The following is a 25,623-nucleotide window of genomic DNA, read 5'->3' as shown; positions in this document are numbered from 1 at the left end:
GCGTCGCCGCATGCGCATCGCGATCCCCCATACCCGCCAGAACCCCGACATCCGCTTCCTCGGCCGCCTGCTCGGCGACGTCATCCGGGCCTATGGCGGCGACGCGCTGTTCCGGCGGGTGGAATATATCCGGTCCGCCTCGGTCGACCGGCATCGCGGCATCGCCGCGCCGGATTCGATCGAGCTGGGGCTGGACGCGCTCACCCTCGACGACACCATCTCCTTCGTGCGCGGCTTCATGCTGTTCTCGATGCTCGCCAACCTGGCCGAGGACCGGCAGGGCGTGGCGGCCGAGCCGGGGGCCGACGTCGCCCAGGCGATCGCGCGGCTGGAGGCGGAGGGGATCGACCGCGATCGGGTGACGGCGCTGCTGCAGCAGGCGCTGGTGGCGCCGGTGCTGACCGCGCACCCGACCGAAGTGCGGCGCAAGTCCACCATCGACCACCGCAACCACATCGCCGAGCTGATGAAGCTGCGCGACATGGGCCGCACGGAAACCGACGGCGGCGAGCTGGTGGAGGAGGCAATCTACCGCCAGATCGCGTTGCTCTGGCAGACGCGGCCGCTGCGGCGCGAGCGGCTCTATGTCGCCGACGAGGTGGAGACCGCGCTCGCCTATCTGCGCGACGTGTTCCTGCCCGTCATCCCCGCGCTCCACGCCCGCTGGGAACGCGCGCTGGGCCAGCGCCCGCCCAGCTTCCTGAAGCCGGGAAGCTGGATTGGCGGCGATCGCGACGGCAATCCCAACGTGACGGCCGATTCGCTGCGGCTGGCGCTGGGCCGGGCGGCGGAGACCGTGATCGGCCATTATCTGGACCTGCTGCACCGGCTGGGCGCCGAGCTTTCGATCTCGACCGAGCTGACGCCCGTGACCGAGGAGGTGATCGCGCTGGCCGAGCGCAGCGGCGACAATTCCCCCAGCCGCAGCGACGAGCCCTTCCGCCGCGCCATCACCGGCGTCTATTCGCGGCTGGCGGCGACCTATCGCGTGCTGGTCGGCCGCGAGCCGCCCCGGCCGCCGGCCTCGGCCGATGCCGAACCTTATGCCTATCCGGCCGACTTCCGCGCCGATCTGGTCGCGATCGCCCATGCGCTGGCCCGCGACGGCGATGGCGCGCTGGCGGGCGGCGGTGGCTTGGGCCGGCTGATCCGCGCGGTCGAGACCTTCGGCTTCCACCTCGCCACGCTCGACCTGCGCCAGAATGCCGACGTGCACGAGCGCGTGGTGGCGGAGCTGCTGAACAGCGCCGGCGTCGAGGCGGATTATCGCGCGCTGGACGAGGAAGGCCGCGTCGCCCTGCTGCGGCGGGAGCTGGCCAGTTCCCGACCGCTTTCCAGCCCCTATGTCACCTATTCGGACGAGACCGCGTCCGAGCTGGCGATCGTCCACGCCGCGGCCGAGGCGCACGCCCGCTACGGGGCCGAGGCCATCACCACCTACATCATCTCCAAGGCAGAAAGCGTGTCGGACCTGCTGGAGGTCCATATCCTCCTCAAGGAAGCCGGCCTCTACGTCCCCGGCGACACGCCGACCTCCGCGATCATGGTGGTGCCGCTGTTCGAGACCATCGCCGACCTCGAAAACGCGCCGAAGGTGATGACCGCCTGGTTCGCCCTGCCCGAGGCCGCGACGATCACCGCCGCGCGCGGCGTGCAGGAGGTGATGGTCGGCTATTCGGATTCGAACAAGGATGGCGGCTACCTCACCTCGGTGTGGAGCCTGCACCAGGCGAGCCGGGCGCTGGCGCCGGTGTTCGAACGCGCGGGCGCGGCGATGCAGCTGTTCCACGGCCGGGGCGGCGCGGTGGGCCGGGGCGGCGGATCATCCTTCATGGCGATCCGCGCGCAGCCGCCCGGCACGGTCGCGGGCCGCATCCGCATCACCGAGCAGGGCGAGGTGATCGCCGCCAAATATGGCACCCGCGAAAGTGCCGTCACCAATCTGGAGGCCATGGCATCCGCCACCTTGCTGGCCAGCCTGGAGCCGCCGCAGCTCGCCGAGGCCGAATATGAGCGGTTCGCGGGCGCGATGGCCAAGCTTTCGGATACCGCCTTCCACGCCTATCGCGACCTCGTCTACGGCACCGAGGGCTTCCGCACCTTCTTCCGCCAGTTCACGCCGATCGCCGAGATCGCCGACCTCAAGATCGGATCACGCCCCGCCAGCCGCACCAAGAGCGACCGGATCGAGGACCTGCGCGCCATCCCCTGGGTATTCTCCTGGGCGCAGGCCCGCGTGATGCTGCCCGGCTGGTATGGCGTGGGCCAGGCGCTGGCGGCGTTCGAGGATCGCGGGCTGCTGGCCGAGATGGTGGAGGGCTGGCCCTTCCTGCAATCGACGCTGGCCAATCTCGAAATGGTGCTCGCCAAGTCCGACATGGAGATTGCCGGCCATTATGTCGCGCTGGTCGAGGATCAGGCGCATGGCCAGGCGATCTTCGATCGCATCCGCGACGGCTGGCATGTCACGCGGGACAATCTGCTCGACATCACCGGGCAGAGCCGGCTGCTGGAAAAGAGCCCGGCGCTCGACGAATCGATCCGGCTTCGGCTGCCTTATATAGAGCCGCTCAATCACCTGCAGATCGAGCTGCTGAAGCGCCACCGCGCCGGCGAGGACGATCCCCGCATCCACGAAGGCATCCAGCTTTCGATCAACGCCATCGCCACGGCGCTGCGCAACAGCGGGTGACAAGGATCGGGGGTGGGCGGACGCCCTCCCTCGTTATTCCCCACGCAGGCGGGGGCCGGAGGCCAGCGCAGCTAATCCATGGACGCGGTTGGCTCGATTGAGCCGATAGCTTCCGACACAATGGATTCCCGCCTGCGCGGGAATGACGGAGGGGCTTTTTAAGCGTCGGCCTCCTCGCCGACACACCCCCGCGCCGCCCTAAAGGTCCGGCGCGGGCCGGATCAGGCGCCGATCCAGTCGGCCACCTGCACGGCGATCTCGTTCGCGCCCTGGTTGAGCGCGGCGGAGACCGGGCCGGGCTCCTCGCGCGCCACCTTCGTCCGCGCCTCGAACCGGCGGGTTTCGACATCGTTGCCGCGCGCCAGCGTGGCATCGTAGATCACCACGACCTCGCCGCTGCCCGCATCCAGCCCGAATTGCTGGAGCCGGCCGGCCAGCCGCATGCCGGGCGCCAGCGAATATTGCCGCAGATCGAGCACGGGCCGCCCGGTGCGCGCGGCAATGGTTTCGGCCAGCAGGTTGCGGAACAGGCGGGCGGGCGGTTCCACCCACTGCGCATCCTTGAGATAGGCGAGCCCGGTCGGCCCCGTCTGCACCGGCACGCGCAGCACGTTGAGCGCCTGGGGCACGCTGGGCACCAGCACGGCGACCGCCTGGCCATCGCGCGCCGTGCGCGGCGGGCCGGCCGGCAGCGCGGCGGCGGAGGTGAGCGTCATCAGGCTGGCGGGCGGCTTTTCGCCGATGCGCACGCAGGCGGCGAGCGGCAGCAGCACTGCCGCGATCAGGATCGGATGCGGTTTCATGCGCCTCATTTCGGTTTGTAGTCCGGAAGCTTGCTGCCCCCCAGCACCGCGCTCGCGCCGCCGCGATCGAGCTTGTTGGCGACGCCGGTCAGCGCCTCCGACATCTCCGTCAGATCGCGGACGAGCTGGCCGACCTCGGGGATCGTCTGGGTGGAAAAGGCCTTGAGGCCCGGCCGGGCATCGCCGATCGCCCCTTCCAGCTCCGCCATGCTGCGCTCTGCCGACTGGACGGTGCGGCGCAGATCGGCGGCGATCGGCTGGAGCTGGCCGTTGGTGCTGCTGGCCAGCGCGCCGATCTGCTCGGCCGCATCGCCCGCCTGGCGGATGGCGACGCGGCTGTCCGCCAGCACGCCCTGCAATTCCGGCCCGCGATCGGCGAGCGACCCGCTCAGCCGTTCGAGATTGGCGAGGATGTGGGCCACCGAATTCTGGTTCTTGTCGTTCACCAGCTCGCCCAGCCGCTCGGTGAGCGTCGACAGCCGCTCCATGAGCTGGGGGGCGCTGTTGAGCAGCTCGCCCAGCGTGCCGGGCTTGGTGGGGATCACGGGGCGGCCATAGGGGCATTGGGCGCTGCGATCGTCGTCCGGGCAGGCGATCGGCGGCTGGCCCCGGATCGCGCCGTCGAGGTTGATCTGGCTGACGCCGGTGAAGCCGACGCCGCTGATCGTGGCGGTGGTGCCCTGCAGGATCGGCACGTCGCCCTTCACCGATATCCGCACGCGCACGAATTCCGGCTGATCGGGCATCAGCACGATTTCCTTGATCTGCCCCACCGGCACGCCCGAGAAGGTGACCGCCGTGCCCTTGGCCAGGCCATCGACCGACTGCTTGAAGAAGATGTCGAACTCATGCTCGTTCGCGCCGGAAAGCCGCGCGAGCCATACCGTGAAGAGCAGCACGGCGGCGAGCAGCGCCAGCACGACGCTGCCGACCAGGACGTGGTTAGAACGGGTCTCCATGATTCGTCAGTCTCTCCCCGTTCCGGCCCGCTCCGCGGATTGCGCGGCGTTCCTTCCACGCGGCCCGTTGAAATATTCCTGAATCCACGGATGGTCCAACGCCAATAGTTCCGGGATGGTGCCGACCGCGATCACCCGGCGATCGGCCAGCACCGCCACCCGATCGCAGATCGCATAGAGCGTATCGAGATCGTGGGTGATGAGGAACACGGTGAGGCCCAGCGTCCTGCTGAGATCGTGCAGCAATTCGTCGAAGGCGGCCGCGCCGATCGGGTCGAGGCCGGCCGTCGGCTCGTCCAGGAACAGAAGCTCGGGATCGAGCGCGAGGGCCCGCGCCAGCCCGGCGCGCTTGCGCATGCCGCCCGAAAGCTCCGACGGGAATTTGGGGCCGGCATCGACCGGCAGGCCCGACATCACGATCTTGTACCCGGCGATCTCGTCCAGCAATTCCTGATCGAGCGCGGGATAATATTCGCGCAGCGGCACTTCCACATTCTCGGCCACGGTGAGCGTGGAGAAGAGCGCGCCGTTCTGGAACAGCACGCCCCAGCGCCGCCGGATCGCCTCGGCCTCCGGCGTGTGGAGCGATTCGCCCGTCATCGGCACGCCGAACACCGTCACCTCGCCGGCTTCCGGGCGCTGGAGGCCGATGATCGATCGCATCAGCACGGACTTGCCCGTGCCCGATCCGCCAACGACGCCGATGATCTCGCCGCGCCGGACCTCGAGATCGAGATTCTCGTGCACCACCTGATCGCCAAAGGCGTTCTTCAGCCCTTCGACCCGGATGGCGATATCGTCCTCCCCCGCCATCAGATCCATCCGATCGACGAGAAGAACACCGCGAAGAAGGCGTCGAGCACGATCACCAGGAAGATTGCCTGCACCACCGCCGCCGTGGTGCGCAGCCCCACTTCCTCGGCATTGCCCTGCACCTGCATGCCCTGGAAGCATCCCGCCATGGCGATGATCGCGCCGAACACCGGCGCCTTGACCAGGCCGACCCAGAGATCGGTCATCGGCACCACCTCGCGCATGCGCTGGATATAAGTGGCGGGCGGGATATCGAGCGAGATCCAGCACAGGATGCCGCCGCCCACGATCGCGACCAGCGAGGCATAGAAGCCCAGCAGCGGCATCAGCACCACGGTGGCGATCACCCGCGGCAGCACCAGCGCCTCCATCGGCGCGATGCCGATGGTGCGCATCGCATCCACCTCCTCGGCGAGCTTCATCGATCCGATCTGCGCGGCGAAGGCCGATCCCGACCGGCCGGCGACCATGATCGCCGTCATCAGCACGCCCAGCTCGCGCAGGGTGATGCGGCCGATCAGGTTGATCGTGAACACCTCCGCCCCGAACTGGCGGAGCTGCACCGCCCCCTGCTGGGCGATGACGATGCCGATCAGGAAGCTCATCAGCCCGATGATGCCGAGCGCGTCGACGCCGACCACCTCGAACTGGCGGGTGACGGCATTGCCCCGGAACCGGCGGGGATGGCGGACGACCGACCAGAAGGAAATGAGGATCGCGCCGAAGAAGCCGACCAGCCCGATCAGGGTCTGCCCGGCGGTGACGGTGGCCAGGCCGACCTGGGAAAGGATGCGCGTGGTGGGCGATACATGCTCGGCACGGACGGTGGTGGCCTGATCGGCCTTGGCTACCTGGTCGATGAGCTGCGCGGCATCGGCATTGGTGCCGTCGATCGCGGCGCCGCTGTCGCGCGACAGCCGGTGCACCAGCCAGGCGCCGACCGTGTCGATGCGCGGCACATCGCTGAGGTCGATCCGCGCCGGCGGCGTATCGAGCGCCTCGATCCGGCGGGGCACCTCCCCCAGGCGCGCCAGCGTCCATTCCCCGGAAAGCCGGAGGACCCGCTGGTCGTCTATCGTGAAATCCGCAGCGTCGCTCATGCCCGACAACCATGGGGGAGGATCGTCCGCGCGGCAAGCCGGGAAGCTGACCCGCGAAATCGTGGAGATCGCGTTCTTTTCCGTCGCGCGGGGCGAAGCGAAGCGGACGGCGGTGGCGATTCATCCGCCGATCGCGGCCGCGCGACCCTTCAATCCCGGCCGAACAGGCTCTAAGGCGCGGACATGACCGAGCTTGCCATCTACGACATGGACCGCACCATCACGCGGATCGCCACCTACACGCCCTTCCTGCTCCACGCGGCGCGGCGGCGGGCGCCGTGGCGGCTGCTGTTCGTGCCGATCGTGCTGCTGTCCATGCTGGCTTATGTGCTGAAGCTGATCGATCGGGGCAGGCTGAAGGAGATCAACCACATGCTGCTGCTGGGCCGCGCGATATCGCCGGCCGATCTGGCGCCGGTGGCCGAAAGCTTCGCCGACCGGACGGTGGCGGCCAACATCCATCCCGGCGCGCTCACCCAGATCGCCGCCGATCGCGCCGCCGGGCGGCGGCTGGTGATGGCGACGGCATCCTACCGGCTCTATTCGGAGGCGATCGGCGATCGGCTGGGCTTCGACGACGTGATCGCCACCAACAGCGTGATCGGGCTGGACGGCCGGATCCGGGCGCGGATCGACGGGGAGAATAATTACGGGCCGGCCAAGCTGCGGATGATCCAGGCCTGGATGGCCGCCGAAGGGCTGACGCGCGAGGCCTGCCACATCCGTTTCTATTCGGATCACGCCTCGGACGCGCCGGTGATGGAATGGGCGGACGAGCCCTTCGCCGTCAACGCGCACGACCGGCTGCGCCGGCTCGCGGCCGAGCGCGGCTGGCCGACCGCCGAATGGGGCTGACGCCCCGGTCCGGGGCCTAGCGCGCCAGCCGCAGGGCGGCCGTCGGCGCGTCCTTGCTGATCGGCGTCACCCGCCAGCTGAGCGTCTTCATGCCGCCGGGGCCGGGCTGCGCGCCGGCTTCGTTATTGTGCATGGTGATCTCGGCATCGGTGGTCAGCGTGAAGCTGCCGTCCACCGCATCGTTGCTGCTCGGCATGCCCGGCGCGCCGCCCCCCTTCTTGGTCGAGCCGACGAACGCCGGGGCGGAGACGCGGACCAGGCCGTCCTTGCGCAGTTCGATCGCGATGAAGGGGAAGAGCACCTCCGCATCCGAATTGAACGGATAGACGAAGCCGTGATCGAGCTTGCCCGAAATCTCATAGTCGATGAGATATTTGCCACCGCCGAGATAGGTGACGGCGCGATAGCCCTCCTCCTTCATCAGCGCCTCGGCGATCGCCTTGCGCTTGGCCTCGTTCTCGCGGGCCTCCTTCGCCTTTTCCGCCTTCCGATCGGCCGCCGCCTCGCCATCCCCGTCGTCGGAAGATGATGTCGCCAGGCTGGAAGACATCATCTCCGCCGGATCGATGGCGATCACCTCGCCCTTATAGGCGAAGGTGAAGCTGCGATCCGCCTTGACGGTGAGCGCGGAGGCGAACTTGCCCGGCTGCAGCACGCAGGCCGCGAGCAGGAGCGGCGCGAGAAAGGCCACCGCGAGACGCGCCAGCTTCATCGATCAATCCCCCTGATCGCGCGTCGCCACCGCATAGAGCGCGATCGCCGCGGCATTGGAAATATTGAGGCTTTCGACACGCGGGCTGATCGGCAGCTTGGCAAGCTCGTCGCAATGCGCCTCGGTATTGGCGCGCATACCCTCGCCCTCCGCGCCCAGCACCAGCGCCACGCGCGCCGTGCCGATCGCCTGGCCCAGCGACTGCTTCGCATGGCCGCTCAGGCCGATCCGCCAGAAGCCGGCCTCGGCGATCTCGTCGAGCGCGCGGGCGAGGTTGACGACGCGGACCCAGGGCACGATCTCCAGCGCGCCCGAGGCGGCCCGCGCCAGCGCGCCCGATTCGGGCGGCGCGTGGCGATCCTGGGTGACGATGCCGAGCGCGTCGAAGGCGGCCGCCGAGCGCAGCACCGCGCCGACATTGTGCGGGTCCGTCACCTGATCGAGCACGATCAGCGGGCGGCGATCGTCGCGCCCGCGTTCCAGCAGGTCGCCCAGCCAGATATCGGGCAGCGGATCGACCTCGATCACCAGCCCCTGATGCGGCGCATCGGACGGCACCAGCCGGCCGAGATCGGCGACATCGGCGAAGGTGACGGGGATGACGGGCGGCACATCGAGCGCGGCCAGCGCCTCCCGCGTGCCCCACATGCGGCGGACGGTGCGATCGGGATTGGCGAGCGCGGCGATAACCGCATGGCGCCCCCAGAAACGGGGCCGGCCCGAAGCCGGCGCGGATGGACGATGGCCTCTACGCATGCCCGCGTGTTTGGCGGGGAGCGGGGCCGGACGCAAGCGGGCCGTGGGGGCCCGCCGCATTATTCGCCGCCCATCCACCGCCATGCTGAACTTGATTCAGCATCCATTGCCCGCAGCGCCCGATAACGGCCGGAGCGGCAATGGTTCCCGACCCCAAGACTTCGCCCGGGACATGCCTTCGTCAGGATGACGGCCGGAAAATGAATGAAAGTGAGGAAAAACCCACCCTTATTTAGGCGCCAGCACCATCAGCATCTGGCGGCCTTCCATGCGGGGGAACTGTTCCACCTTGGCCACTTCGTTAGTGTCGGCCTGAACGCGCTGCAGCACCTGCATGCCGAGCTGGCCGTGCGCCAGCTCGCGCCCGCGGAAGCGCAGCGTCACCTTCACCTTGTCGCCTTCCTCGATGAACTCGAACACCTTCTTCATCTTGGTGTCGTAATCATGGTCATCGATGTTCGGACGCATCTTGATCTCCTTGATCTCCTGCGTCTTCTGGCTCTTGCGGGCGAGGTTGGCCTTTTTCTGCGCCTCGTACTTGAACTTGCCCACGTCCAGGAACTTGGCCACGGGCGGATCGGCGTTGGGAGAGACCTCGACCAGATCGAGCCCGACCTCCTGGGCCTGCTCCATCGCTTCGCGCGTGTACATCACGCCCAGATTCTCGCCGTTTTCATCAATCACCCGCACCTTGGGCGACTGGATGAACTCATTATATCGCGGGCCATTGAGCGGCATCGGCGGCTGCCCCAGCGGGCGGCGCATCATGGGCGGACGTATAGCAGTTTCTCCTGTCGAGGCTTTCAGCAAGGGCGCGATGTAATGCGCGGAGGGGCATTTTGGAAGATGCGGCGGCGCCCACACATGCAGATTCGTGGCGATTGTTGCAGGGCGGACGCGCTTTTCGCCCCCGTGCCGCCCGCCGTTCAGCCGCCCAGCTTGTCGCGCAGCGCCTTGAGCACCGCGAACGGCCCGGTTTCCTCCTCCCCTTCCAGCAGCACGCCCGCCGCCTTGAGCGTGGCGGCGGCATCGGGGCTGCGCGGAAAGGGATCGAGCGCGAGGGCCAGCGTCTCGGCCACCGCCTCGCCGATGTCGATCAGGGCGCCGTCGAAGGGGATGGTGTCGCAATCCTCCTCGGAAAGCTCGATCTCGTCGCCTTCGGCGGACATCTCCGCCTCCGGCACGAAACGCAGGCGGAACGATTCGTCGATCGCGGCCGGCACCGGCTCGCCGGTCGCGACGCAGGCCTGCTGCACCTCGGCGGCGAGCCGGCCTTCGGCCAGGACGGCCTGGCCCTGGCGGTGAAGGCGGGCCCCGGCCACCAGCCGATCGAGCGCGATCAGGCCGAAGCGGCGGGCGAGCGCGGCGCGTTCTTCCGGCGTCGCCTCCAGATCGACGGCGCGTTCCGCCTCGCCGATCGAATCGAAGCGGATGGGGCGGGCGAATTCGGGCGCGGTCGTCACAGCGCGGGCATCCCGCCGGCATAAAGGGCATCGGCCGGCATGGCGGCGAGCGCGGCGTGGAGCGCGCGGACGCGGGCCTCGGCGGGGCCGGTATCGGCCGGGGGCGCCCCGCGCCACAGATTGCGGCCGAGCGCGTCCGCCAAAGGCCCGCCATCGGCCAGCGCCGCGCGATAGGCGCTGATGCGGCCGCCGAGCGCGCTCATCATCCGGCCGACATGCTTGCCGACCACGACATCGCCGACGCCGATCTGGCGGAGCTGGCCGTCCATGTCGTCCACGAACAATTCGGTGAGCAGGGTGGAGGGCAGCCGGCCGGGCACGCCTTCCGCCTCCAGCCGGATCAGCACCAGCGCCAGCACCAAGGCCACCATGTCGAACCGGCCGTCCACCGTATCGGGCGCGCCGCCTTCCAGATACCAGGCGGGCTGGCGGGCTTCGGTGACGATGGCATCGTAGAGGGGGCGATAGGGCGCGCGCTGATCGCGTTCGGGGAAGAGGCGGCGGAGGATGGACACGAGGGCAGGCACTTTCCGGTCTGTCTCGCCGCGCTTGCGTCGGCACGGCTTCCCCGCATATTGAGGCGGGCGGGCGCCGATGCAATGGCATTCGGCAGCGCGCCCGCGCATGGGCCGCCCGCAGATGCGCCGATCAGGAGATGCCTTATTATGTCGCTTACGCTTTCGCGCCTCGGAACGGCGGCCCTGGCACTGACCGTGCTGGCGACCGCGGGCTGCGCGCGCATCCGCGACCATAAGGGCTATGTGGTCGATGCGACCCTGATCGATTCGGTGCAGCCGGGCATCGACAACAAGGATTCGGTGTCGAAGACGCTGGGCCGGCCGAGCTTCGCCGGGCAGTTCGACAAGGGCGGCGCGGAAAGCTGGTATTATATCAGCCGCGACACCCGCCAGCTCGCCTTCGCCAGCCCCCGCCCCGTTTCGCAGATGACGCTGGCGGTGCGGTTCGACAAGGCGGGCAACGTGACCGCCGTCGACAAGAGCGGGCTGGAGAAGGTGGTGACGCTGAGCCCCAATGGCGACAAGACGCCGACCCTGGGCCGCGATCGCGGCTTCTTCGCCGAGCTGTTCGGCAATATCGGCCGGGTCGGCGGCGTCGGCGCGCCGGTGGGCGGCGGCACGACCGACAATCCCCAATAAGCGGCGCGCTTTTTAGGAAGGGCCGTCACCCCGCGCCTGATTCGGGGGATGCAAGGAACAAGCGGCATGAAAAAGGGGGCTCGACGGCCCCCTTTTTGCTGTGCGCGGGCCGGGCCGGCCGATCAGCGGGCGATGCCGCCGGCGGCCAGCACCGCCAGCGTGACCAGTTCGGACGCGGACGCGCCCATGGTCGCGATCTGCACCGGCTTTTCCATGCCGACCAGCATCGGCCCGATCACCGAATCGCCGCCCAGCTCGCGCAGCAGCTTGGCCGAGACGTTGGCCGACTGGAGGCCCGGCATGATCAGCACATTGGCCGGGCCCGACAGGCGGATGAAGGGATAATTCTTCTGCACCTTGGGGTTGAGCGCGACGTCCGGCGCCATTTCGCCTTCATATTCGAAGCTGACGCCGCGTTCGTCGAGCAGCGACACCGCGCCCCGGATCGGTTCCAGCCAGTTGCCGGACGGATTGCCGAAGGTGGAATAGGACAGGAAGGCGACGCGCGGTTCATGCCCCATGCTGCGGGCGACGGCGGCGGTGCGCTCGGCGATGTCGGCCAGCTCCTCCGCGGTCGGCCGTTCGGTGATCGTGGTATCGGCCATGAACACCGTGTGGCTCTGCCCGACGAGGACGTGGATGCCGAACGGCTTGCGGCCGGCGGCGGGATCGATCACGCGGCGGACCTGCCGCATCGTCTGCGAATAGGTGCGGGTGACGCCGGTGATCATCGCATCCGCCTCGCCCAGGGCGACCAGCAGCGAGCCGAAGATGTTGCGATCCTGATTGACCATCAGCTCGACATCGCGGCGCAGATAGCCGCGCCGCTGCAGCCGCTGGTAGAGATAGTCGACCATCTTGGGCACCAGCGGCGAGACGCGGCTGTTGTGCAGCTCGAACTCCTCGGGCTTGTCGACGCCGAGCGCGCGCAGCCGTTCGGGCACGTCATCGCGGCCGACCAGCACGGGGATGCCGTAGCCGCCGTCGCGGAACTGGATGGCGGCGCGCAACACCACTTCCTCCTCCGCCTCGGCGAAGACGACGCGCTTGGGGTGCGCCTTGGCGCCTTCATAAGCCAGCGTCAGCACCGAGGTGGTGGGGTTGAGCCGGGCCTTCAGCTCCTCCCTGTAGGCCGCGAGATCGAGGATCGGCTTGCGCGCGACGCCCGAATCCATCGCCGCCCTGGCGACGGCGACCGGCACGATTTCCATGAGCCGCGGATCGAACGGCGCGGGGATGATATAGTCGTTGCCGAAATGCGGCGCCGCGCCGCCATAAGCGAGCGCCACTTCCTCCGGCACCTGCTCGCGCGCCAGCTCCGCCAGCGCCTGGGCGGCGGCGATCTTCATCTCCTCGTTGATCGTGGTCGCCCGCACGTCGAGCGCGCCGCGGAAGATGAAGGGGAAGCCCAGCACATTGTTGACCTGGTTCGGATAATCCGACCGGCCGGTGGCGACGATCGCGTCGGGCCGCGCCTTCTTGGCTTCGGGCGGGGTGATTTCCGGATCGGGATTGGCCATGGCGAAGATGATCGGCTTGTCCGCCATCGTCTTCACCATTTCCGGCTTGAGCGCGCCGGCCGCCGACAGGCCGAGGAACACGTCCGCGCCGACCATCGCCTCGGCCAGCGTGCGCTTGTCCGTCTTCACCGCATGGGCGGACTTCCACTGGTCCATGCCGGTTTCGCGGCCCTGGTAGATCACGCCCGAACGATCGCACATGATGACGCGATCGGACGGCACGCCCATCGACTTGATGAGCGCGGCGCAGGCGATCGCGGCGGCGCCGGCGCCGTTCACGACGACGTTGATGTCGCGGATGTCGCGGCCGGTGAGGTGGCAGGCGTTGATGAGGCCGGCCGCCGCGATGATCGCGGTGCCGTGCTGGTCGTCATGCATGACCGGGATGTTCATCCGTTCCCGCAGCGCCTGCTCGATGATGAAGCAGCCGGGGGCGGCGATGTCTTCCAGATTGATGCCGCCGAAGCTGGGTTCGAGCAGGGCGACCGCGTCCACGAACTTCTCGACATCCTCGGTCGCGACCTCGATATCGATCGAATCGACGTCGGCGAAGCGCTTGAACAGCACCGCCTTGCCCTCCATCACCGGCTTCGATGCCAGCGCGCCGAGATTGCCGAGGCCGAGGATGGCGGTGCCGTTGGAGATGACGGCGACGAGATTGCCCTTGGCGGTATAATCATAAGCGGTCGCCGGGTCCTCGGCGATGGCGCGCACCGGCACGGCGACGCCCGGCGAATAAGCGAGGCTCAGATCCCGCTGGGTCGCCATCGGCTTGGAGGCGACGATCTCGATCTTTCCGGGGCGGCCGTGCGAGTGGAACAGCAGCGCTTCGCGCTCCGAAAACTGGACGTTGCTGCCTTCACTCATCGTCGTGCTGCTCCTTGGGACACCGGTTGTCGCATGCTCTTTCGGGAGCCTGTGTCGAAACCGGTCCGGGTCGGGCAGGCGGGCGGATGCCCGCGCCGGGCACGAAGAATCTCTCACTATCCTGCCGGACAATACCGACGCAGGCTCTGAAGGGCCTTTTGGGGCATGGCCGGCTTGGGGACAAGCCGCTATCAGCGCCGATATGGCTCGCGGAACCAATGAAACCGTTACGGAACCCACGGCGCAGACGCCGATGATGGCCCAGTATCACGCCCTGAAGGCGGAAGCGCGGGATTGCCTGCTCTTCTACCGCATGGGGGATTTTTTCGAACTTTTCTTCGACGATGCGAAGATCGCGGCGGCGTGCCTCGATATAGCGCTCACATCGCGCGGGGACGGCGTGCCCATGTGCGGCGTGCCGGCCCATTCCGCCGAAGGCTATCTGGCGCGGCTGATCAAGGCCGGCCACCGCGTCGCCATCGCCGACCAGACCGAGACGCCCGCCGAGGCCAAGAAGCGCGGCGGATCGAAGGCGCTGGTCGGCCGCGCGATCATCCGCGTGGTGACGGCGGGCACGCTCACCGAGGAATCGCTGCTCGACGCGCGCGCCGCCAACTGGCTGGTGGCGCTGGCCGAGGCCGGCGGGCGCACCGGGCTGGCGGCGGCGGACATTTCCACCGGCCGGTTCGAGCTGGCGGCGATCACCGAAGGCAGCCTGGACGCGGAGCTTGCCCGGCTGGCGGCGGCCGAGACGATCGTGCCCGAGGGCATGGCCGGCGCCCCGGCGGACGCCATCCCGCAGGAGCCCCGCCTGTTCGACAGCGCAGCCGGCGAGGCGCGGCTGAAGGCGCTGTTCGGCGTGGCGACGCTGGACGGATATGGCGGGTTCGGCCGGGCGGAGCTGGCGGCGGCGGCGGGGCTGATCGCCTATCTGGACCGGGCGGGCCAGGGCAAGCTGCCCTTCCTGCAGCCGCCCGCGCGCCGCCAGCCGGCCGATCATATGCTGATCGACGCCGCCACCCGCGAAAGCCTGGAATTGACGCAGGCGCAGGGCGGCGGCCGCAAGGGCAGCCTGCTGGACGCGGTGGACCGCACCGTCACCGGCGCGGGCGCGCGGATGCTGGCGGCCGACATCGGCGCGCCGCTGGCCGAGCGCGCGACGATCGAGGCGCGGCTGGACCTGGTGGAACGCTTCGTCGAGGACGGGGGCCTCAGGGAATCGATCCGCGCCAACCTGAAGGCCGCGCCCGATATCGGCCGCGCGCTGGGCCGGCTGGTGGCGGGGCGGGGCTCCCCGCGCGACCTGGGCCTGCTGCGCGACGGGCTGGACGAGGCGCACGGCCTGCATGAACGGCTGCTGGGGCTGGCCGCGCGGCCGGCGCTGATGGACGCGCTGCTGCCCCGGCTGCGCGGGCACGGCGCGCTGATCGACCTTCTGGCCCGCGCGCTGGTGCCGCAGCCGCCGATCGATACCGCGCAGGGCGGCTATATCGCGGAAGGATATGATCCGGCGCTGGACGAGCTGCGCGCGGCCGGCGGCGAGGGCCGGCGCGCCATCGCCGCGCTGGAGGCGCGCTATCGCGAGCAGACCGGCATCGCCGGCCTGAAGATCCGCCACAATGGCGTGCTGGGCTATCATGTCGAGGTGCAGGCCAGGCATGCCGATCCGCTGATGCGGCCCGAATCCGGCTTCACCCACCGCCAGACGCTGGCGGGCGTGGTGCGGTTCAACGCGCCGGACCTGCACGAGCAGGCGATGCGGGTGGGCCAGGCGGGCGCGCACGCGCTGGCGGCCGAGGCCGCGCATCTGGAGGAGCTGATCGCCGCCGCGCTCGCCGCCAAGGCGGAGATCGCCGCGACGGCCGACGCGCTGGCCCGGCTGGACGTGGCGGCGGGGCTGGCGACGCGGGCGATCGAGGGCGGCTGGTGCCGGCCGGCCTTTGCCGACGAACCCTGCTTCGCGGTGGNGGGCGGGCGGCATCCGGNGGNGGAAGCGGCGGTGGCGGCGACGGGCGAACGCTTCGTCGCCAACGACTGCCGGCTGGAGCCGGACCGGCGGCTGTGGCTGGTCACCGGCCCGAACATGGGCGGCAAATCCACCTTCCTGCGCCAGAACGCGCTGATCGCGGTGCTGGCGCAGGCCGGCGGCTATGTGCCGGCGACGTCCGCGCGGCTGGGGCTGGTGGACCGGCTGTTCAGCCGGGTGGGCGCATCGGACAATCTGGCGCGCGGGCGATCGACCTTCATGGTCGAGATGGTCGAGACCGCCGCCATCCTGGCGCAGGCGACCGAACGATCGCTGGTGATCCTGGACGAGGTGGGGCGCGGCACATCCACCTATGACGGCCTGGCCATCGCCTGGGCGGTGGTGGAGGCGGTGCACGACATGAACCGCTGCCGCTGCCTGTTCGCGACGCATTATCATGAGCTGACCCGGCTGGCGGAGCGGCTGGACGCGCTATCGCTCCACCATGTCCGCGCGCGCGAGTGGAAGGGCGATCTGGTGCTGCTGCACGAGCTGGCCGACGGGCCGGCGGACCGCAGCTACGGCATCGCCGTCGCCAAGCTGGCCGGGCTGCCGCCCGCCGTTCTGGCGCGGGCGAAATCGGTGCTGGCCAAGCTGGAAAGCGGCCGGGCGGCGACCGGCGGCATCGCGGCGGGGCTGGACGACCTGCCCCTGTTCGCCGCCGCAGCCCAGGCGCCCGAACCCGCCGCCGATCCCCTGCGCGAGGCGCTGGACGCGATCCAGCCCGATGCGCTTTCGCCGCGCGAGGCGCTGGACCTGCTCTATCGCCTGAAGGGGATCGCGACCGGCTGAACGATTCGGCGAGGGCCGGCTTTATACCGAATAGCAGCCTTCCCTTCGATTCTTGCGATTGATCCGCAATAGTATTCGCGCTACCGGCACATGTCAGAATGTGTCTGGATCGCCCGCAAGGGGGCGGTGGCGAGGTGAGGCGAATGCACACGGTTTCCCTGCGCGATGCCGGCGAGGCCCGCCGCGAGGCCGTGTTCCATGCGAGCTTCCCGATCGATCCGCCGCCGGCCGAGGCCGAGGCGGCGATCGATTCGGCCCCCGCCCGCTACGGCGCGCGCAGCGGGGCCAACTGGCCGGCGATCGGCGCGGTGGCGCTGGTGCATGCGGCGCTGTTCACCGCGCTGATCCAGATGAACGTCATCCCGGTGAAGCGGATCAAGACCGCGCCGCTGGTGGTGGAGCTGCTGGCCGAGCCGCCCGCGCCGCCGCCCGCCCCGCCCGAGCAGAAGGTGGAGCCGGTAAAGCCGATCGAGCCCGTGATCGTGGCGCCCGCGCCGATCGTGAAGACCCCCGCCCCGCCGCCGCTTGTGGTGACGACGGCGACGCCGCCCCCGCCGCAATCGGTGATCGTGGCGCCCAAGGCGGCCCCGGCGGCGCCTTCCGCAGCGCCGATCAGCGCGGGCGACCTTTCGTCCAACATGATTTCCTTCAAGGCGCCCCGCTATCCGGTGGAATGCCGGCGGCGCAAGGAACAGGGCACGGTGGTGCTGACGCTGCTGCTGGGCACGGACGGCGCCGTGGCCGATATCTCGGTGCAGACGTCGAGCGGGTTCGAACGGCTCGACAAGGCGGCGCTGGAAGCGGTGCGGCAATGGCGCTGGTCCCCCACCATGCGCGGCGGCCAGCCGATGATGGTGCGGGGCGTGGTGGAAATCCCCTTCGTCCTCAAGAGCTAGAGCCTATCCCTCGATGATGCCCCATTCCTGATGATGCCCAATTCCCTATGATGATCGCCATTCCCGACCTGCTGGATGCGGGCGCGCTGGCGCGGGTGCGCGCGCTGATCGATGCGGCCCAATGGGTGGACGGCAACGTCACCTCCGGCCGGCAATCGGCGCTCGCCAAGCAGAACGAGCAGCTGCCCGAAGATTCGGACGCCGCGCGCGAGGCCGGCGCCATCATCCTCGACGCGCTCGGCCGGTCGCCGCTATTCGTGGCGGCCGCGCTGCCGCTCAAGGTGTTCCCGCCCCTGTTCAACCGTTATGGGCCGGGGCAGACCTTCGGCACCCATATCGACAATGCCGTGCGCATCCAGCGCGGCACCGACTTCCGCATCCGCAGCGATCTTTCGGCCACGCTCTTCCTCGCCGATCCGGACAGCTATGACGGCGGCGAGCTGGTGGTGGAGGACCAGTTCGGCGTGCAGGCGGTGAAGCTGCCGGCCGGGCACATGATCCTCTATCCGGCCTCCAGCCTGCATCGGGTGGAGCCGATCACGCGCGGCACGCGGGTGGCGAGCTTCTTCTGGATCCAGAGCATGGTGCGCGACGACGGCGCCCGGCGCACCCTGTTCGACCTCGACACCTCGATCCAGGCGGTGGCCGCCGATCGCGGGCAGGACGACCCGGCGATCATCCGGCTGACCGGCGTCTATCACAACCTGCTCCGCCGCTGGGCGGATGCCTGACGGGTCAGCTGGCGGCGCCTGAAAGCATCACGCCGCCTGGCGGGTGGTGAGCTGCAGCCAGGCGCGGGCCTGGCGCTGGGCCTCGGCGATCTCGCGCGCGGTCATGTCCTCGGAAATCTCGGCGCGGCAGGCCTGGGCCTCGGCATGGCCGCCCAGCGCCGCGAGGTTGAACCATTTATGCGCCGCGACGAGATCGACCTCCACCCCGGCCGCGCCGGTGGAATAAGCGATGCCGAGATCGAAGCAGGCGCGGGGATTGCCGTTGGCCGCCTGCGCCAGCCGGCTTTCGAGCAGCGCGTCCACGCTTTTCAGAACTTGTCCCATTTCGGCCCCCTGCCGGTTCTTCACCGGACAAGGAGTGTCATGAGAGGAAGAAATAAATGGTTAACGCGCGATCGGTGGAAATAGCGGGAAAGATGGTGCCAAGATAAGCCGCGATCTTTACGCCGCCGGGACTTCGAGATTGTCGATCAGGCGGGTGCGGCCCATCCTGGCGGCGGCGAGCAGCCGGGCCGGGCGATCGGCGCGGGACAGGGGTTCCAGCGTCGCGGCATCGCAGAGCAGGACATAATCGATCGGCGCGAAGCCCGCGTCCGTCAGCCGGCCGCGCGCGACCTCCAGCGCCTGGGCGACATCGCCGCCGGCGGCGATCGCGGCCGCCGCCTCGCCCAGCGCGCGGGGCAGCGCGCGGGCGGCCTGCCGCTCCTCGGGCTGGAGATAGGCGTTGCGCGAGGAGAGAGCGAGGCCGTCATCGTCGCGCTGGGTGGGGACGCCGACGATCTCCACCCCGGTATCGAGATCGGCGGCCATCCGCCGGATCACCGCCAATTGCTGATAATCCTTTTCCCCGAACAGCGCGACATCGGGGCGGACCTGCGCGAACAGCTTGTTCACCACCGTGGCGACGCCATCGAAATGGCCGGGCCGGGCGGCGCCATCCAGCCCCTCGGTGATGCCGGCGACGGTGATGGAGGTGGCGAAGCCCTGGGGATACATCTCCTCCACCGCCGGCGCCCAGAGGATGGCGACGCCGGCATCCTCCAGCAGGCGGGCATCGGCCGCCTCGCGCCGGGGATAGGCATCGAAATCCTCGTTCGGGCCGAACTGGGTGGGATTGACGAAGATCGAGACGACGACATGCGGGCCGCGCGCGCCGCCTTCCGCCACCAGCGCCAGATGCCCGGCATGGAGCGCGCCCATCGTCGGCACCAGCGCCACCCGGCCGCCATCGGCCCGAAGCGCGGCCACGGCCTCGCGAAGCGCGGCGACGGTACGAACGATTTGCACGGGCAGGGAACCTCCGATAAGCGCTGGACGGATCGTCCGGGGCGTCTTTGGGGGCCGCCGCGGGCGGAATCAAGAGCAGGGAACCCGACACGCATGGCCGCCGCTGCCCACCTGATTGTATTCGCCAACGAGAAGGGCGGTTCCGGCAAGTCGACCACGGCGGTGCATGTCGCCGTGGCGCTGGCCGCCGCCGGGCGCCGCGTGGCCGCGCTGGACCTCGACACGCGCCAGCGCACGCTGGGCCGCTACATGGAAAATCGCGAGGCGACGTCGCGCCGCCAGCTGATCGAGCTGCCGACGCCCAGGGCCGAGACTTTCGACCCCGCCAGGGGCGAGCCGATCAACGAGCAGATCGACCGGCTGGCCGCCGACGCCGACGTGGTGGTGATCGACACGCCCGGCCGCGACGACCAGCACGCGCTGGCCGCGATCGCGCGCGCCGACACGCTGGTGACGCCGATCAACGACAGCTTCATCGACCTCGACCTGATCGGTCAGGTCGATCCCGAAACCTACAAGATCCGCCGGCCCAGCTTCTATGCCGAGGTGGTGTGGGATGCCCGCAAGGCGCGCGCCAAGACCGACGGCAAGACGGTGGACTGGGTGCTGCTGCGCAACCGCCTGCAGCATGTGGAGGCGCGCAACATGCGCCGCGTGGCCAATGCGCTGGACGAACTGGCGCGGCGCGTGGGCTTCCGCGTGATCCCCGGCCTTTCCGAACGCGTGATCTATCGCGAGCTGTTCCCCAAGGGGGTGACGCTGCTGGACCTTTCGACCATCGGCGAGCCGGGCATCGCCCATATCGCCGCCCGGCAGGAGCTGCGCGAGATGGTATCGGGGCTGGCGCTGCCCGACTGGCCGGTGCAGCGCGCGGCCAACGGCTGATGGCGTGGATCGCCATCGCCGCCCTGGCGCTGATCGCCTGGGCCTGGAAGAAAGGCCGGCTGCGCGCGCCGACCCCGGCCGAGGCGATCGCGATATTGCTGGGCATCGCCGGCGCGGCTTCCGCCGCCAAGGGCAAGCCGATCATCGGCATTCCCCTGCTGATCGGCGCGGCGATGATGCTGAACCGCGCCCGCCGCATCCAGGACCGCGCTTTGCCCGCCATGTCGATCGAGGAAGCGCGCGCGGTGCTGGACGTGCCGGCCGATGCCGATGCCGATACGATCCGCGCCGAGCATCGCCGGCTGATCCGCCGCGTCCACCCTGATGCGGGCGGATCGGCCGCGCTGACCCGGCGGGTGAACCTGGCGCGCGATACGCTGCTGGGCGCGATCGAGCAGCGCGAGCGATATCGTCGGTGACCAGATTGAACCACAACGGCCCGGGCGCGTCTTGACCATGGAATTACCCGAGGAGACCCTTTCATGAGCCACCGTTTCGATCCCACGAGCCTGCGCGAATATGACATACGCGGCATCGTGGGTAAGACGCTCGGCCCGCCCGACGCCTATGCGATCGGCCGCGGCTTCGCCACGCGCGTGCGCCGCGCCGGCGGCACCCGCGTCGCGGTGGGATATGACGGGCGGATATCCTCCCCGGTGCTGGAAACCGCGCTGATCGAGGGGCTGACCCAGGGCGGCGTGGACGTGGTGCGGATCGGCCTCGGCCCCACGCCGATGCTCTATTATGCCGAAGCCACGCTGGAGGTGGACGGCGGCATCCAGATTACCGGCAGCCACAATCCGGCCGACTATAACGGCTTCAAGATGGTGCTGCAGCACAAGCCCTTCTTCGGCGAGGACATCCAGGATATCGGCCGGATGGCGGCCGAGGACGATTGGGAGAGCGGCGAGGGCGCCGTGACCAATGCCGACGTGATGGACAATTATGTCGGCCGGCTGCTGGCGGGCTATGCCGGCGGCGCCTTCCGCATCGGCTGGGATTGCGGCAACGGCGCGGCCGGCCCGGTGATCGAGAAGCTGGTGAAGCTGCTGCCCGGCGAGCACCATCTGCTGTTCACCGAGGTGGATGGCACCTTCCCCAACCACCATCCCGATCCGACCGAGGAAAAGAACCTCGCCGACCTGAAGGCGCTGGTGGCGGAGAAGGGGCTGGACTTCGGCCTGGCCTTCGACGGCGACGGCGACCGCATCGGCGCGATCGACGGCAAGGGCCGCGTGGTATGGGGCGACCAGCTTCTCGCCATCCTGGCCGAGCCGGTGCTGCGCGAGGAGCCCGGCGCCACCATCATCGCCGACGTGAAGGCCAGCCAGGCGCTCTACGACCGGATCGCCGAGCTGGGCGGCAAGCCGCTGATGTGGAAGACCGGCCACAGCCTGATCAAGACCAAGATGCGCGAGACCAACGCGCCGCTGGCCGGCGAGATGAGCGGGCACATCTTCTTCGCGCACGATTATTACGGCTTCGACGACGCGCAATATGCCGCCGTCCGCCTAATCCGCGCCGTCCGCCTGCTGGGCGGATCGCTGACGGCGCTGAAGGATGCCATGCCGAAGATGGTGAACACGCCGGAGCTGCGCTTCCAATCGTCCGAGGACCGCAAGTTCAAGGTGGTGGAGGAAGTGCTGGACCGGCTGGCCGCCGCCGGCGCCGACGTGAACCGCACCGACGGCGCGCGGGTGACGACGCCCGACGGCTGGTGGCTGCTGCGCGCATCCAACACCCAGGACGTGCTGGTCGCCCGAGCCGAGGCGAAGGACCAGGCGGGGCTGGACCGGCTGGTGGCGCAGATCAACGCCCAGCTCGAGGCTTCGGGCGTGAAGCCGGTGCTTGCCGCCGGGCACTGATCCGGGCGGGCGGGGCATGGCGGGCGGCGGGAAGGCGGCGGAACCGCGTGACGGGTGGTTCACCACTCAGCGGCTGAAGCTGCATTATGCCGAATGGGGCGATCCCGCCGCCCCGCCCCTGCTGCTGGTGCATGGCGGGCGCGACCATGCCCGCAGCTGGGATGCGATCGCCGCCGCCTTTGCCGATCGATTCCGCGTGATCGCGCCCGACCTGCGCGGCCATGGCGACAGCGACTGGGTATCGGACGGCAGCTATGAGATGGCCGATCTGGTCGCCGACATGGCCGCTCTGTTCCCGGCCCTGGGCGTGGAGCAGGCCGCCGTCGTCGGCCATTCGCTGGGCGGCAACATATCGCTGCGCCATGCCGGCCTCTATCCCGAGCGGGTGAGCCGGCTGATCGTGATCGAGGGCCTCGGCCCGTCGCCCGCCCGCGCCGCCGAGATCGCCGCCGAGCCGATCGTCGCGCGGATGCGCGACTGGATCGCGCGGCAGCAGCGGATGAGCGCCGCCGGGCAGCGCAGCTATGATTCGATCGAGGCCGCGACCGCGCGGATGATGGCGGCCAATCCCCGGCTGGCGCCCGACCTGGCCCGCCACCTGACCACCCACGGATCGCGGACCGGCGCGGACGGGCGGGTGCGGTTCAAGTTCGATCCGGCGGTGGGCGCCATGTCCCCGGTCGACCTGCTGCAGACGGAGAAGCATGCGTTGTGGGCGGCCGTCGCGTGCCCGGTGATCCTGGCCTATGGCCGCGAAAGCTGGGCCTCCAGCCCCGCCGAGGACGGCCGCGCGACCCATTTCCGCGATGCGCGGGTGGAGATGTTCGACGATGCCGGCCACTGGCTGCACCACGATCGCCGCGACGCCTTCATCGCGATGATGCGCGCCTTCATCGGCTGATACGGGGCTTGCCGATGCGGGCGGCGCGGAGGAATTGGCGGGGTGAACCAGCGCCCGGTTCAGCTATCAGTCGGGCCAATTTGTCGGGAGAGGGGAGCAGATATTTCAGCAACCCTCCCATCGTCATTCCCGCGCAGGCGGGAGCCGTAGGCCAGCGTAGCTGATCCATGGACGCGGTTGGCTCGAGGGCACTCGACACAATGGATTCCCGCCTGCGCGGGAATGACGGATCTGTCGGCGCGCCCAGCCTCTCCGCTTCCAGCAAACAGTGCCTGCCAATGGTCGTTCAGCGCGCCCAAATGCGGGCACCTCAGCGATTTCAGGGGGCGATGCGACAGCGTCCCCGCGCACCCGCCCGGCGGATCGCAAGATCCGGGCCCACCAAAAACCCTCTTTCCACGGCAATGAAATAGTATAACGTTTCTGTTACGGTGTATCATCACCGAGACAGGAGGGCGTCATGCAAGAGCAGGCAGGTTTCCTCAATCAACGCAATCGCAGCCCCGCCGGCGTGGCGATCGTGGCGGGATTGCACGGCGCGGCGATCGCGGCGCTGATCCTGTTTCCGCCGAGCTTCATCGTCCATGAAATGCCGGTATTCCCCCTGATCCCGATCACGGAAACGCCGCCACCGCCGCCGGTGGAGGTGAAGGAGGCCCCGCCGGTCGCAAGGGCCGAGCGGCCCGTGACCAGGCCCGAAACCGAAGTCGCCACGCAGACGACGAACGAGACCATCTTCACGCGGACCGGCACGGACGATCCGAAGCCGATCGATCCCCCGCCCCTGCCGAAGGGCGAGGAGATCGTGCCCCCCACCGCCCCCGTGCTGACCGATGCGGTGATCGACCCGCGCGTGCCCTTCCAGCCCGATTATCCGGCGCGGATGGCGCGGCAGGAGATCGAGGGCGTGGTGGTGGTGCGCGTGCTGATCGGCGCCGATGGGCGGGTGAAGGCGGTGGAGCAGGTTTCCACCACCGATCCCGCCTTCTTCGAGGCGACGAAACGGCAGGCGCTGCGCGCATGGCGCTTCCGCCCCGCCACCCGCGACGGTGTGGCGGTGGAAAGCTGGCGGACGATGCGGGTGAAGTTCGAGATGCAGGCCTGACGGCGGACCCCGGCCGATACCGGCGCCGGCTCTTCTCCCTCTCCCCGGCGCCACCCGCCCCGCCGCCTTCGGGCCTGGCGGGGCGGCCTTCGGCCAAGGGTGGCATAAGCGGCCCACTGGGCTTATCTAGGCGGCCATGGCCATACCCCGCCCTTCCAAGCCATCCGCCGTGTGGCGCGACCTGCGCGCCTTCATGGCCGGCAACCAGCGGCACAAGCTGCTGATCGGCCTGATATCCGTCCTGATCCCGGCGCTGCTGGTGGCGGGATTCTATGTCGATTCGCGGGTCGATCCGCCCAAGCCCCAAATGTATTTCATCCCGAGCTGGCCCGCCACGCGCAGCGATGCCGAGATCATCGCCCAGCAGAAGATCGACCAGAAGAAGCTGGACGCGAAGCGCGAGGCGAAGCGGCAGGAATATCGCCGGCTGGCCGATCAGCTCGGCATCAAGGTTGACTGACGCCGCCCGGGACGCGCGCTGGATGGGCGCTGCGCTGGCGCTGGCCGCGCGCGGCCGGGGGCAGACCGCGCCCAACCCCGCCGTCGGCTGCGTGATCGTGCACGACGGCCGCGTCGTCGGCCGGGGCTGGACCCAGCCGGGCGGGCGCCCCCATGCCGAGGCGATGGCGCTGGAGGCCGCCGGCCCCGCCGCGCGCGGCGCCACCGCTTATGTGACGCTGGAACCCTGCGCGCATGAATCGCCGCGCGGCCCCGCCTGCGCCGACCTGCTGGCCGCAAGCGGCATCGCCCGCGCTGTGATCGCCTGCCGCGATCCCGATCCCCGCACCGACGGCCGCGGCATCGCCCGGCTGGAAGCGGCCGGCATCGCCACCGCCACCGGCATCGCCGCGCGCGAGGCGGAACGCGCCATGGCCGGCTTCCTGATGCGGGCCAGGCACGGCCGGCCGCATGTGACGCTGAAGCTTGGCCTTTCGATCGACGGGTGCATTGCGCTGGCATCGGGCGAGAGCCGCTGGATCACCGGCCCCGCCGCCCGCGCCCACGCGCATCTGGAACGCGCCCGCGCCGAGCTGATCCTGGTGGGGCGCGGCACGCTGGAGGCGGACGCCCCGAAGCTGGACGTGCGGCTGCCGGGGCTGGCGCACCGATCGCCCGCGCGCGCCGTGCTGGGCCATGGCGCGGCGCCGTTCGGCTGGATCGCCGTGGACCGGCCGGAAGCGATCGCCGACACGCCGGCCCTGGACGTGCTGGTGGAAGGCGGCGCGGGCGCGGCGGCCGCCTTCCTCGCCGCCGACCTCGTCGATCGCCTGCTGGTCTACCGCGCGCCGATCGTCATCGGCGGGGGCCGGCCCGGCATCGCCGATATCGGCCTCGTCCATCTGGAGGGCGCGCACGGGCGCTGGCGGCTGCACGATCAGCGGATGCTTGGCATCGATCGGCTTGAGGTTTACGAGCGCGTCCGAGAATAGGACCCCAT

25 protein-coding genes are annotated in these 25,623 nt (G+C 69.5%); 13 read left to right on the top strand and 12 right to left on the bottom strand.

The genetic code is table 11. The annotated features are described in order from the left end of the window. Nucleotides 1-10: 10 nt before the first annotated feature. A complete protein-coding gene (ppc, locus tag BHE75_RS01475; protein ID WP_070931914.1) occupies nt 11-2,692 on the top strand; it encodes a phosphoenolpyruvate carboxylase in 2,682 nt (893 codons plus the stop codon). 221 nt (nt 2,693-2,913) lie between these two features. On the opposite strand, the gene BHE75_RS01470 is transcribed toward ppc, so the two are convergent. Genes BHE75_RS01470 through BHE75_RS01455 form a run of 4 tightly spaced genes read right to left on the bottom strand, consistent with a single transcriptional unit; the run spans nt 2,914 to nt 6,367 of the window. After that, on the bottom strand, nt 2,914-3,495 hold the full coding sequence (locus BHE75_RS01470) for an ABC-type transport auxiliary lipoprotein family protein (RefSeq protein ID WP_070931912.1): 582 nt from the start codon (nt 3,493-3,495) through the stop codon (nt 2,914-2,916). Between the two features lie 5 nt (nt 3,496-3,500). Beyond that, nucleotides 3,501-4,454, bottom strand: coding sequence for an MlaD family protein (locus tag BHE75_RS01465; RefSeq protein WP_070931910.1), 954 nt, complete (start codon nt 4,452-4,454; stop codon nt 3,501-3,503). 6 nt (nt 4,455-4,460) lie between these two features. Further along, nucleotides 4,461-5,267, bottom strand: coding sequence for an ABC transporter ATP-binding protein (locus tag BHE75_RS01460; RefSeq protein ID WP_084653414.1), 807 nt, complete (start codon nt 5,265-5,267; stop codon nt 4,461-4,463). Then, entirely contained in the window at nt 5,267-6,367 is a 1,101-nt protein-coding gene (locus BHE75_RS01455; protein WP_070931906.1) for an ABC transporter permease, read from the bottom strand. Before BHE75_RS01455 ends, BHE75_RS01460 begins: the two co-directional genes overlap by 1 nt. A 183-nt stretch (nt 6,368-6,550) precedes the next feature. On the opposite strand from BHE75_RS01455, the gene BHE75_RS01445 reads away from it, so the two are divergent. Continuing rightward, nucleotides 6,551-7,222, top strand: coding sequence for an HAD family hydrolase (locus tag BHE75_RS01445; RefSeq protein ID WP_070931901.1), 672 nt, complete (start codon nt 6,551-6,553; stop codon nt 7,220-7,222). Between the two features lie 16 nt (nt 7,223-7,238). Here the strand turns inward: BHE75_RS01445 and BHE75_RS01440 are convergent, their stop codons facing one another. The 5 genes from BHE75_RS01440 to BHE75_RS01420 form a co-directional block, all read right to left on the bottom strand. Then, on the bottom strand, nt 7,239-7,934 hold the full coding sequence (locus BHE75_RS01440) for a hypothetical protein (RefSeq protein WP_070931899.1): 696 nt from the start codon (nt 7,932-7,934) through the stop codon (nt 7,239-7,241). A 3-nt stretch (nt 7,935-7,937) separates the two neighbouring features. Next, complete coding sequence (gene rlmB, locus BHE75_RS01435; RefSeq protein WP_070931898.1) at nt 7,938-8,690, bottom strand: 23S rRNA (guanosine(2251)-2'-O)-methyltransferase RlmB; 753 nt, start codon at nt 8,688-8,690, stop codon at nt 7,938-7,940. Between the two features lie 228 nt (nt 8,691-8,918). Beyond that, nucleotides 8,919-9,458 carry a translation initiation factor IF-3 gene (gene infC, locus BHE75_RS01430; RefSeq protein WP_041864887.1) on the bottom strand — a complete coding sequence of 180 codons (540 nt, stop codon included), beginning with the start codon at nt 9,456-9,458 and terminating at the stop codon, nt 8,919-8,921. A 158-nt stretch (nt 9,459-9,616) separates the two neighbouring features. Continuing rightward, nucleotides 9,617-10,153, bottom strand: a complete 537-nt coding sequence (locus BHE75_RS01425; protein ID WP_070931896.1) for a YceD family protein — start codon at nt 10,151-10,153, stop codon at nt 9,617-9,619. Beyond that, nucleotides 10,150-10,668 (bottom strand): ubiquinol-cytochrome C chaperone family protein, encoded by a 519-nt coding sequence (locus BHE75_RS01420; protein WP_070935355.1) that lies wholly within the window; start codon nt 10,666-10,668, stop codon nt 10,150-10,152. Before BHE75_RS01420 ends, BHE75_RS01425 begins: the two co-directional genes overlap by 4 nt. 150 nt (nt 10,669-10,818) lie before the next feature. Between BHE75_RS01420 and BHE75_RS01415 the strand changes: the two genes are divergently transcribed. Next, complete coding sequence (locus BHE75_RS01415; RefSeq protein WP_015458954.1) at nt 10,819-11,310, top strand: outer membrane protein assembly factor BamE; 492 nt, start codon at nt 10,819-10,821, stop codon at nt 11,308-11,310. A gap of 122 nt (nt 11,311-11,432) precedes the next feature. Here the strand turns inward: BHE75_RS01415 and BHE75_RS01410 are convergent, their stop codons facing one another. Continuing rightward, the gene (locus BHE75_RS01410; protein WP_015458953.1) at nt 11,433-13,697 is read right to left on the bottom strand and encodes an NADP-dependent malic enzyme; all 2,265 of its coding nucleotides are present in this window, start codon (nt 13,695-13,697) and stop codon (nt 11,433-11,435) included. A gap of 202 nt (nt 13,698-13,899) precedes the next feature. On the opposite strand from BHE75_RS01410, the gene mutS reads away from it, so the two are divergent. The 3 genes from mutS to BHE75_RS01395 all read left to right on the top strand — a co-directional run bounded on the left by mutS (nt 13,900) and on the right by BHE75_RS01395 (nt 18,142). Continuing rightward, entirely contained in the window at nt 13,900-16,515 is a 2,616-nt protein-coding gene (gene mutS, locus BHE75_RS01405) for a DNA mismatch repair protein MutS (protein WP_084652832.1), read from the top strand. 143 nt (nt 16,516-16,658) lie between these two features. Beyond that, nucleotides 16,659-17,411, top strand: coding sequence for an energy transducer TonB (locus BHE75_RS01400; RefSeq protein WP_070931894.1), 753 nt, complete (start codon nt 16,659-16,661; stop codon nt 17,409-17,411). Nucleotides 17,412-17,458: 47 nt separating this feature from the next. Beyond that, nucleotides 17,459-18,142, top strand: coding sequence for a Fe2+-dependent dioxygenase (locus BHE75_RS01395; protein ID WP_015458950.1), 684 nt, complete (start codon nt 17,459-17,461; stop codon nt 18,140-18,142). Nucleotides 18,143-18,169: 27 nt separating this feature from the next. Here BHE75_RS01395 and BHE75_RS01390 read toward each other — a convergent pair whose 3' ends face one another. Continuing rightward, nucleotides 18,170-18,466: a sel1 repeat family protein gene (locus tag BHE75_RS01390; RefSeq protein WP_070935352.1), complete on the bottom strand. Its 297-nt coding sequence runs from the start codon at nt 18,464-18,466 to the stop codon at nt 18,170-18,172. Nucleotides 18,467-18,583: 117 nt separating this feature from the next. After that, nucleotides 18,584-19,429, bottom strand: a complete 846-nt coding sequence (panC, locus tag BHE75_RS01385; protein WP_070931892.1) for a pantoate--beta-alanine ligase — start codon at nt 19,427-19,429, stop codon at nt 18,584-18,586. Nucleotides 19,430-19,522: 93 nt separating this feature from the next. Here panC and BHE75_RS01380 point away from each other — a divergent pair, with 93 nt between their 5' ends. The 7 genes from BHE75_RS01380 to ribD all read left to right on the top strand — a co-directional run bounded on the left by BHE75_RS01380 (nt 19,523) and on the right by ribD (nt 25,615). Continuing rightward, the gene (locus BHE75_RS01380; RefSeq protein WP_070931890.1) at nt 19,523-20,314 is read left to right on the top strand and encodes a division plane positioning ATPase MipZ; all 792 of its coding nucleotides are present in this window, start codon (nt 19,523-19,525) and stop codon (nt 20,312-20,314) included. Beyond that, nucleotides 20,314-20,733, top strand: a complete 420-nt coding sequence (locus BHE75_RS01375; RefSeq protein ID WP_070931888.1) for a molecular chaperone DnaJ — start codon at nt 20,314-20,316, stop codon at nt 20,731-20,733. Before BHE75_RS01380 ends, BHE75_RS01375 begins: the two co-directional genes overlap by 1 nt. Before the next feature lie 63 nt (nt 20,734-20,796). Further along, complete coding sequence (pgmG, locus tag BHE75_RS01370; protein WP_015458945.1) at nt 20,797-22,179, top strand: phosphoglucomutase/phosphomannomutase PgmG; 1,383 nt, start codon at nt 20,797-20,799, stop codon at nt 22,177-22,179. 16 nt (nt 22,180-22,195) lie between these two features. Beyond that, nucleotides 22,196-23,080, top strand: a complete 885-nt coding sequence (locus tag BHE75_RS01365; RefSeq protein WP_070931886.1) for an alpha/beta hydrolase — start codon at nt 22,196-22,198, stop codon at nt 23,078-23,080. Nucleotides 23,081-23,540: 460 nt separating this feature from the next. Continuing rightward, nucleotides 23,541-24,185: an energy transducer TonB gene (locus tag BHE75_RS01360; RefSeq protein ID WP_070931883.1), complete on the top strand. Its 645-nt coding sequence runs from the start codon at nt 23,541-23,543 to the stop codon at nt 24,183-24,185. Between the two features lie 136 nt (nt 24,186-24,321). After that, complete coding sequence (locus BHE75_RS01355; RefSeq protein ID WP_015458942.1) at nt 24,322-24,645, top strand: hypothetical protein; 324 nt, start codon at nt 24,322-24,324, stop codon at nt 24,643-24,645. Between the two features lie 22 nt (nt 24,646-24,667). Further along, on the top strand, nt 24,668-25,615 hold the full coding sequence (ribD, locus tag BHE75_RS01350; protein ID WP_070931881.1) for a bifunctional diaminohydroxyphosphoribosylaminopyrimidine deaminase/5-amino-6-(5-phosphoribosylamino)uracil reductase RibD: 948 nt from the start codon (nt 24,668-24,670) through the stop codon (nt 25,613-25,615). Nucleotides 25,616-25,623: the final 8 nt, after the last annotated feature.

Source organism: Edaphosphingomonas haloaromaticamans (assembly GCF_001853345.1).
In the GTDB taxonomy this organism is placed as follows: domain Bacteria; phylum Pseudomonadota; class Alphaproteobacteria; order Sphingomonadales; family Sphingomonadaceae; genus Sphingomonas_E; species Sphingomonas_E fennica.
Note: the sequence above shows the minus strand (reverse complement) of the source record. Positions and strands in the feature narration are given on the sequence as shown.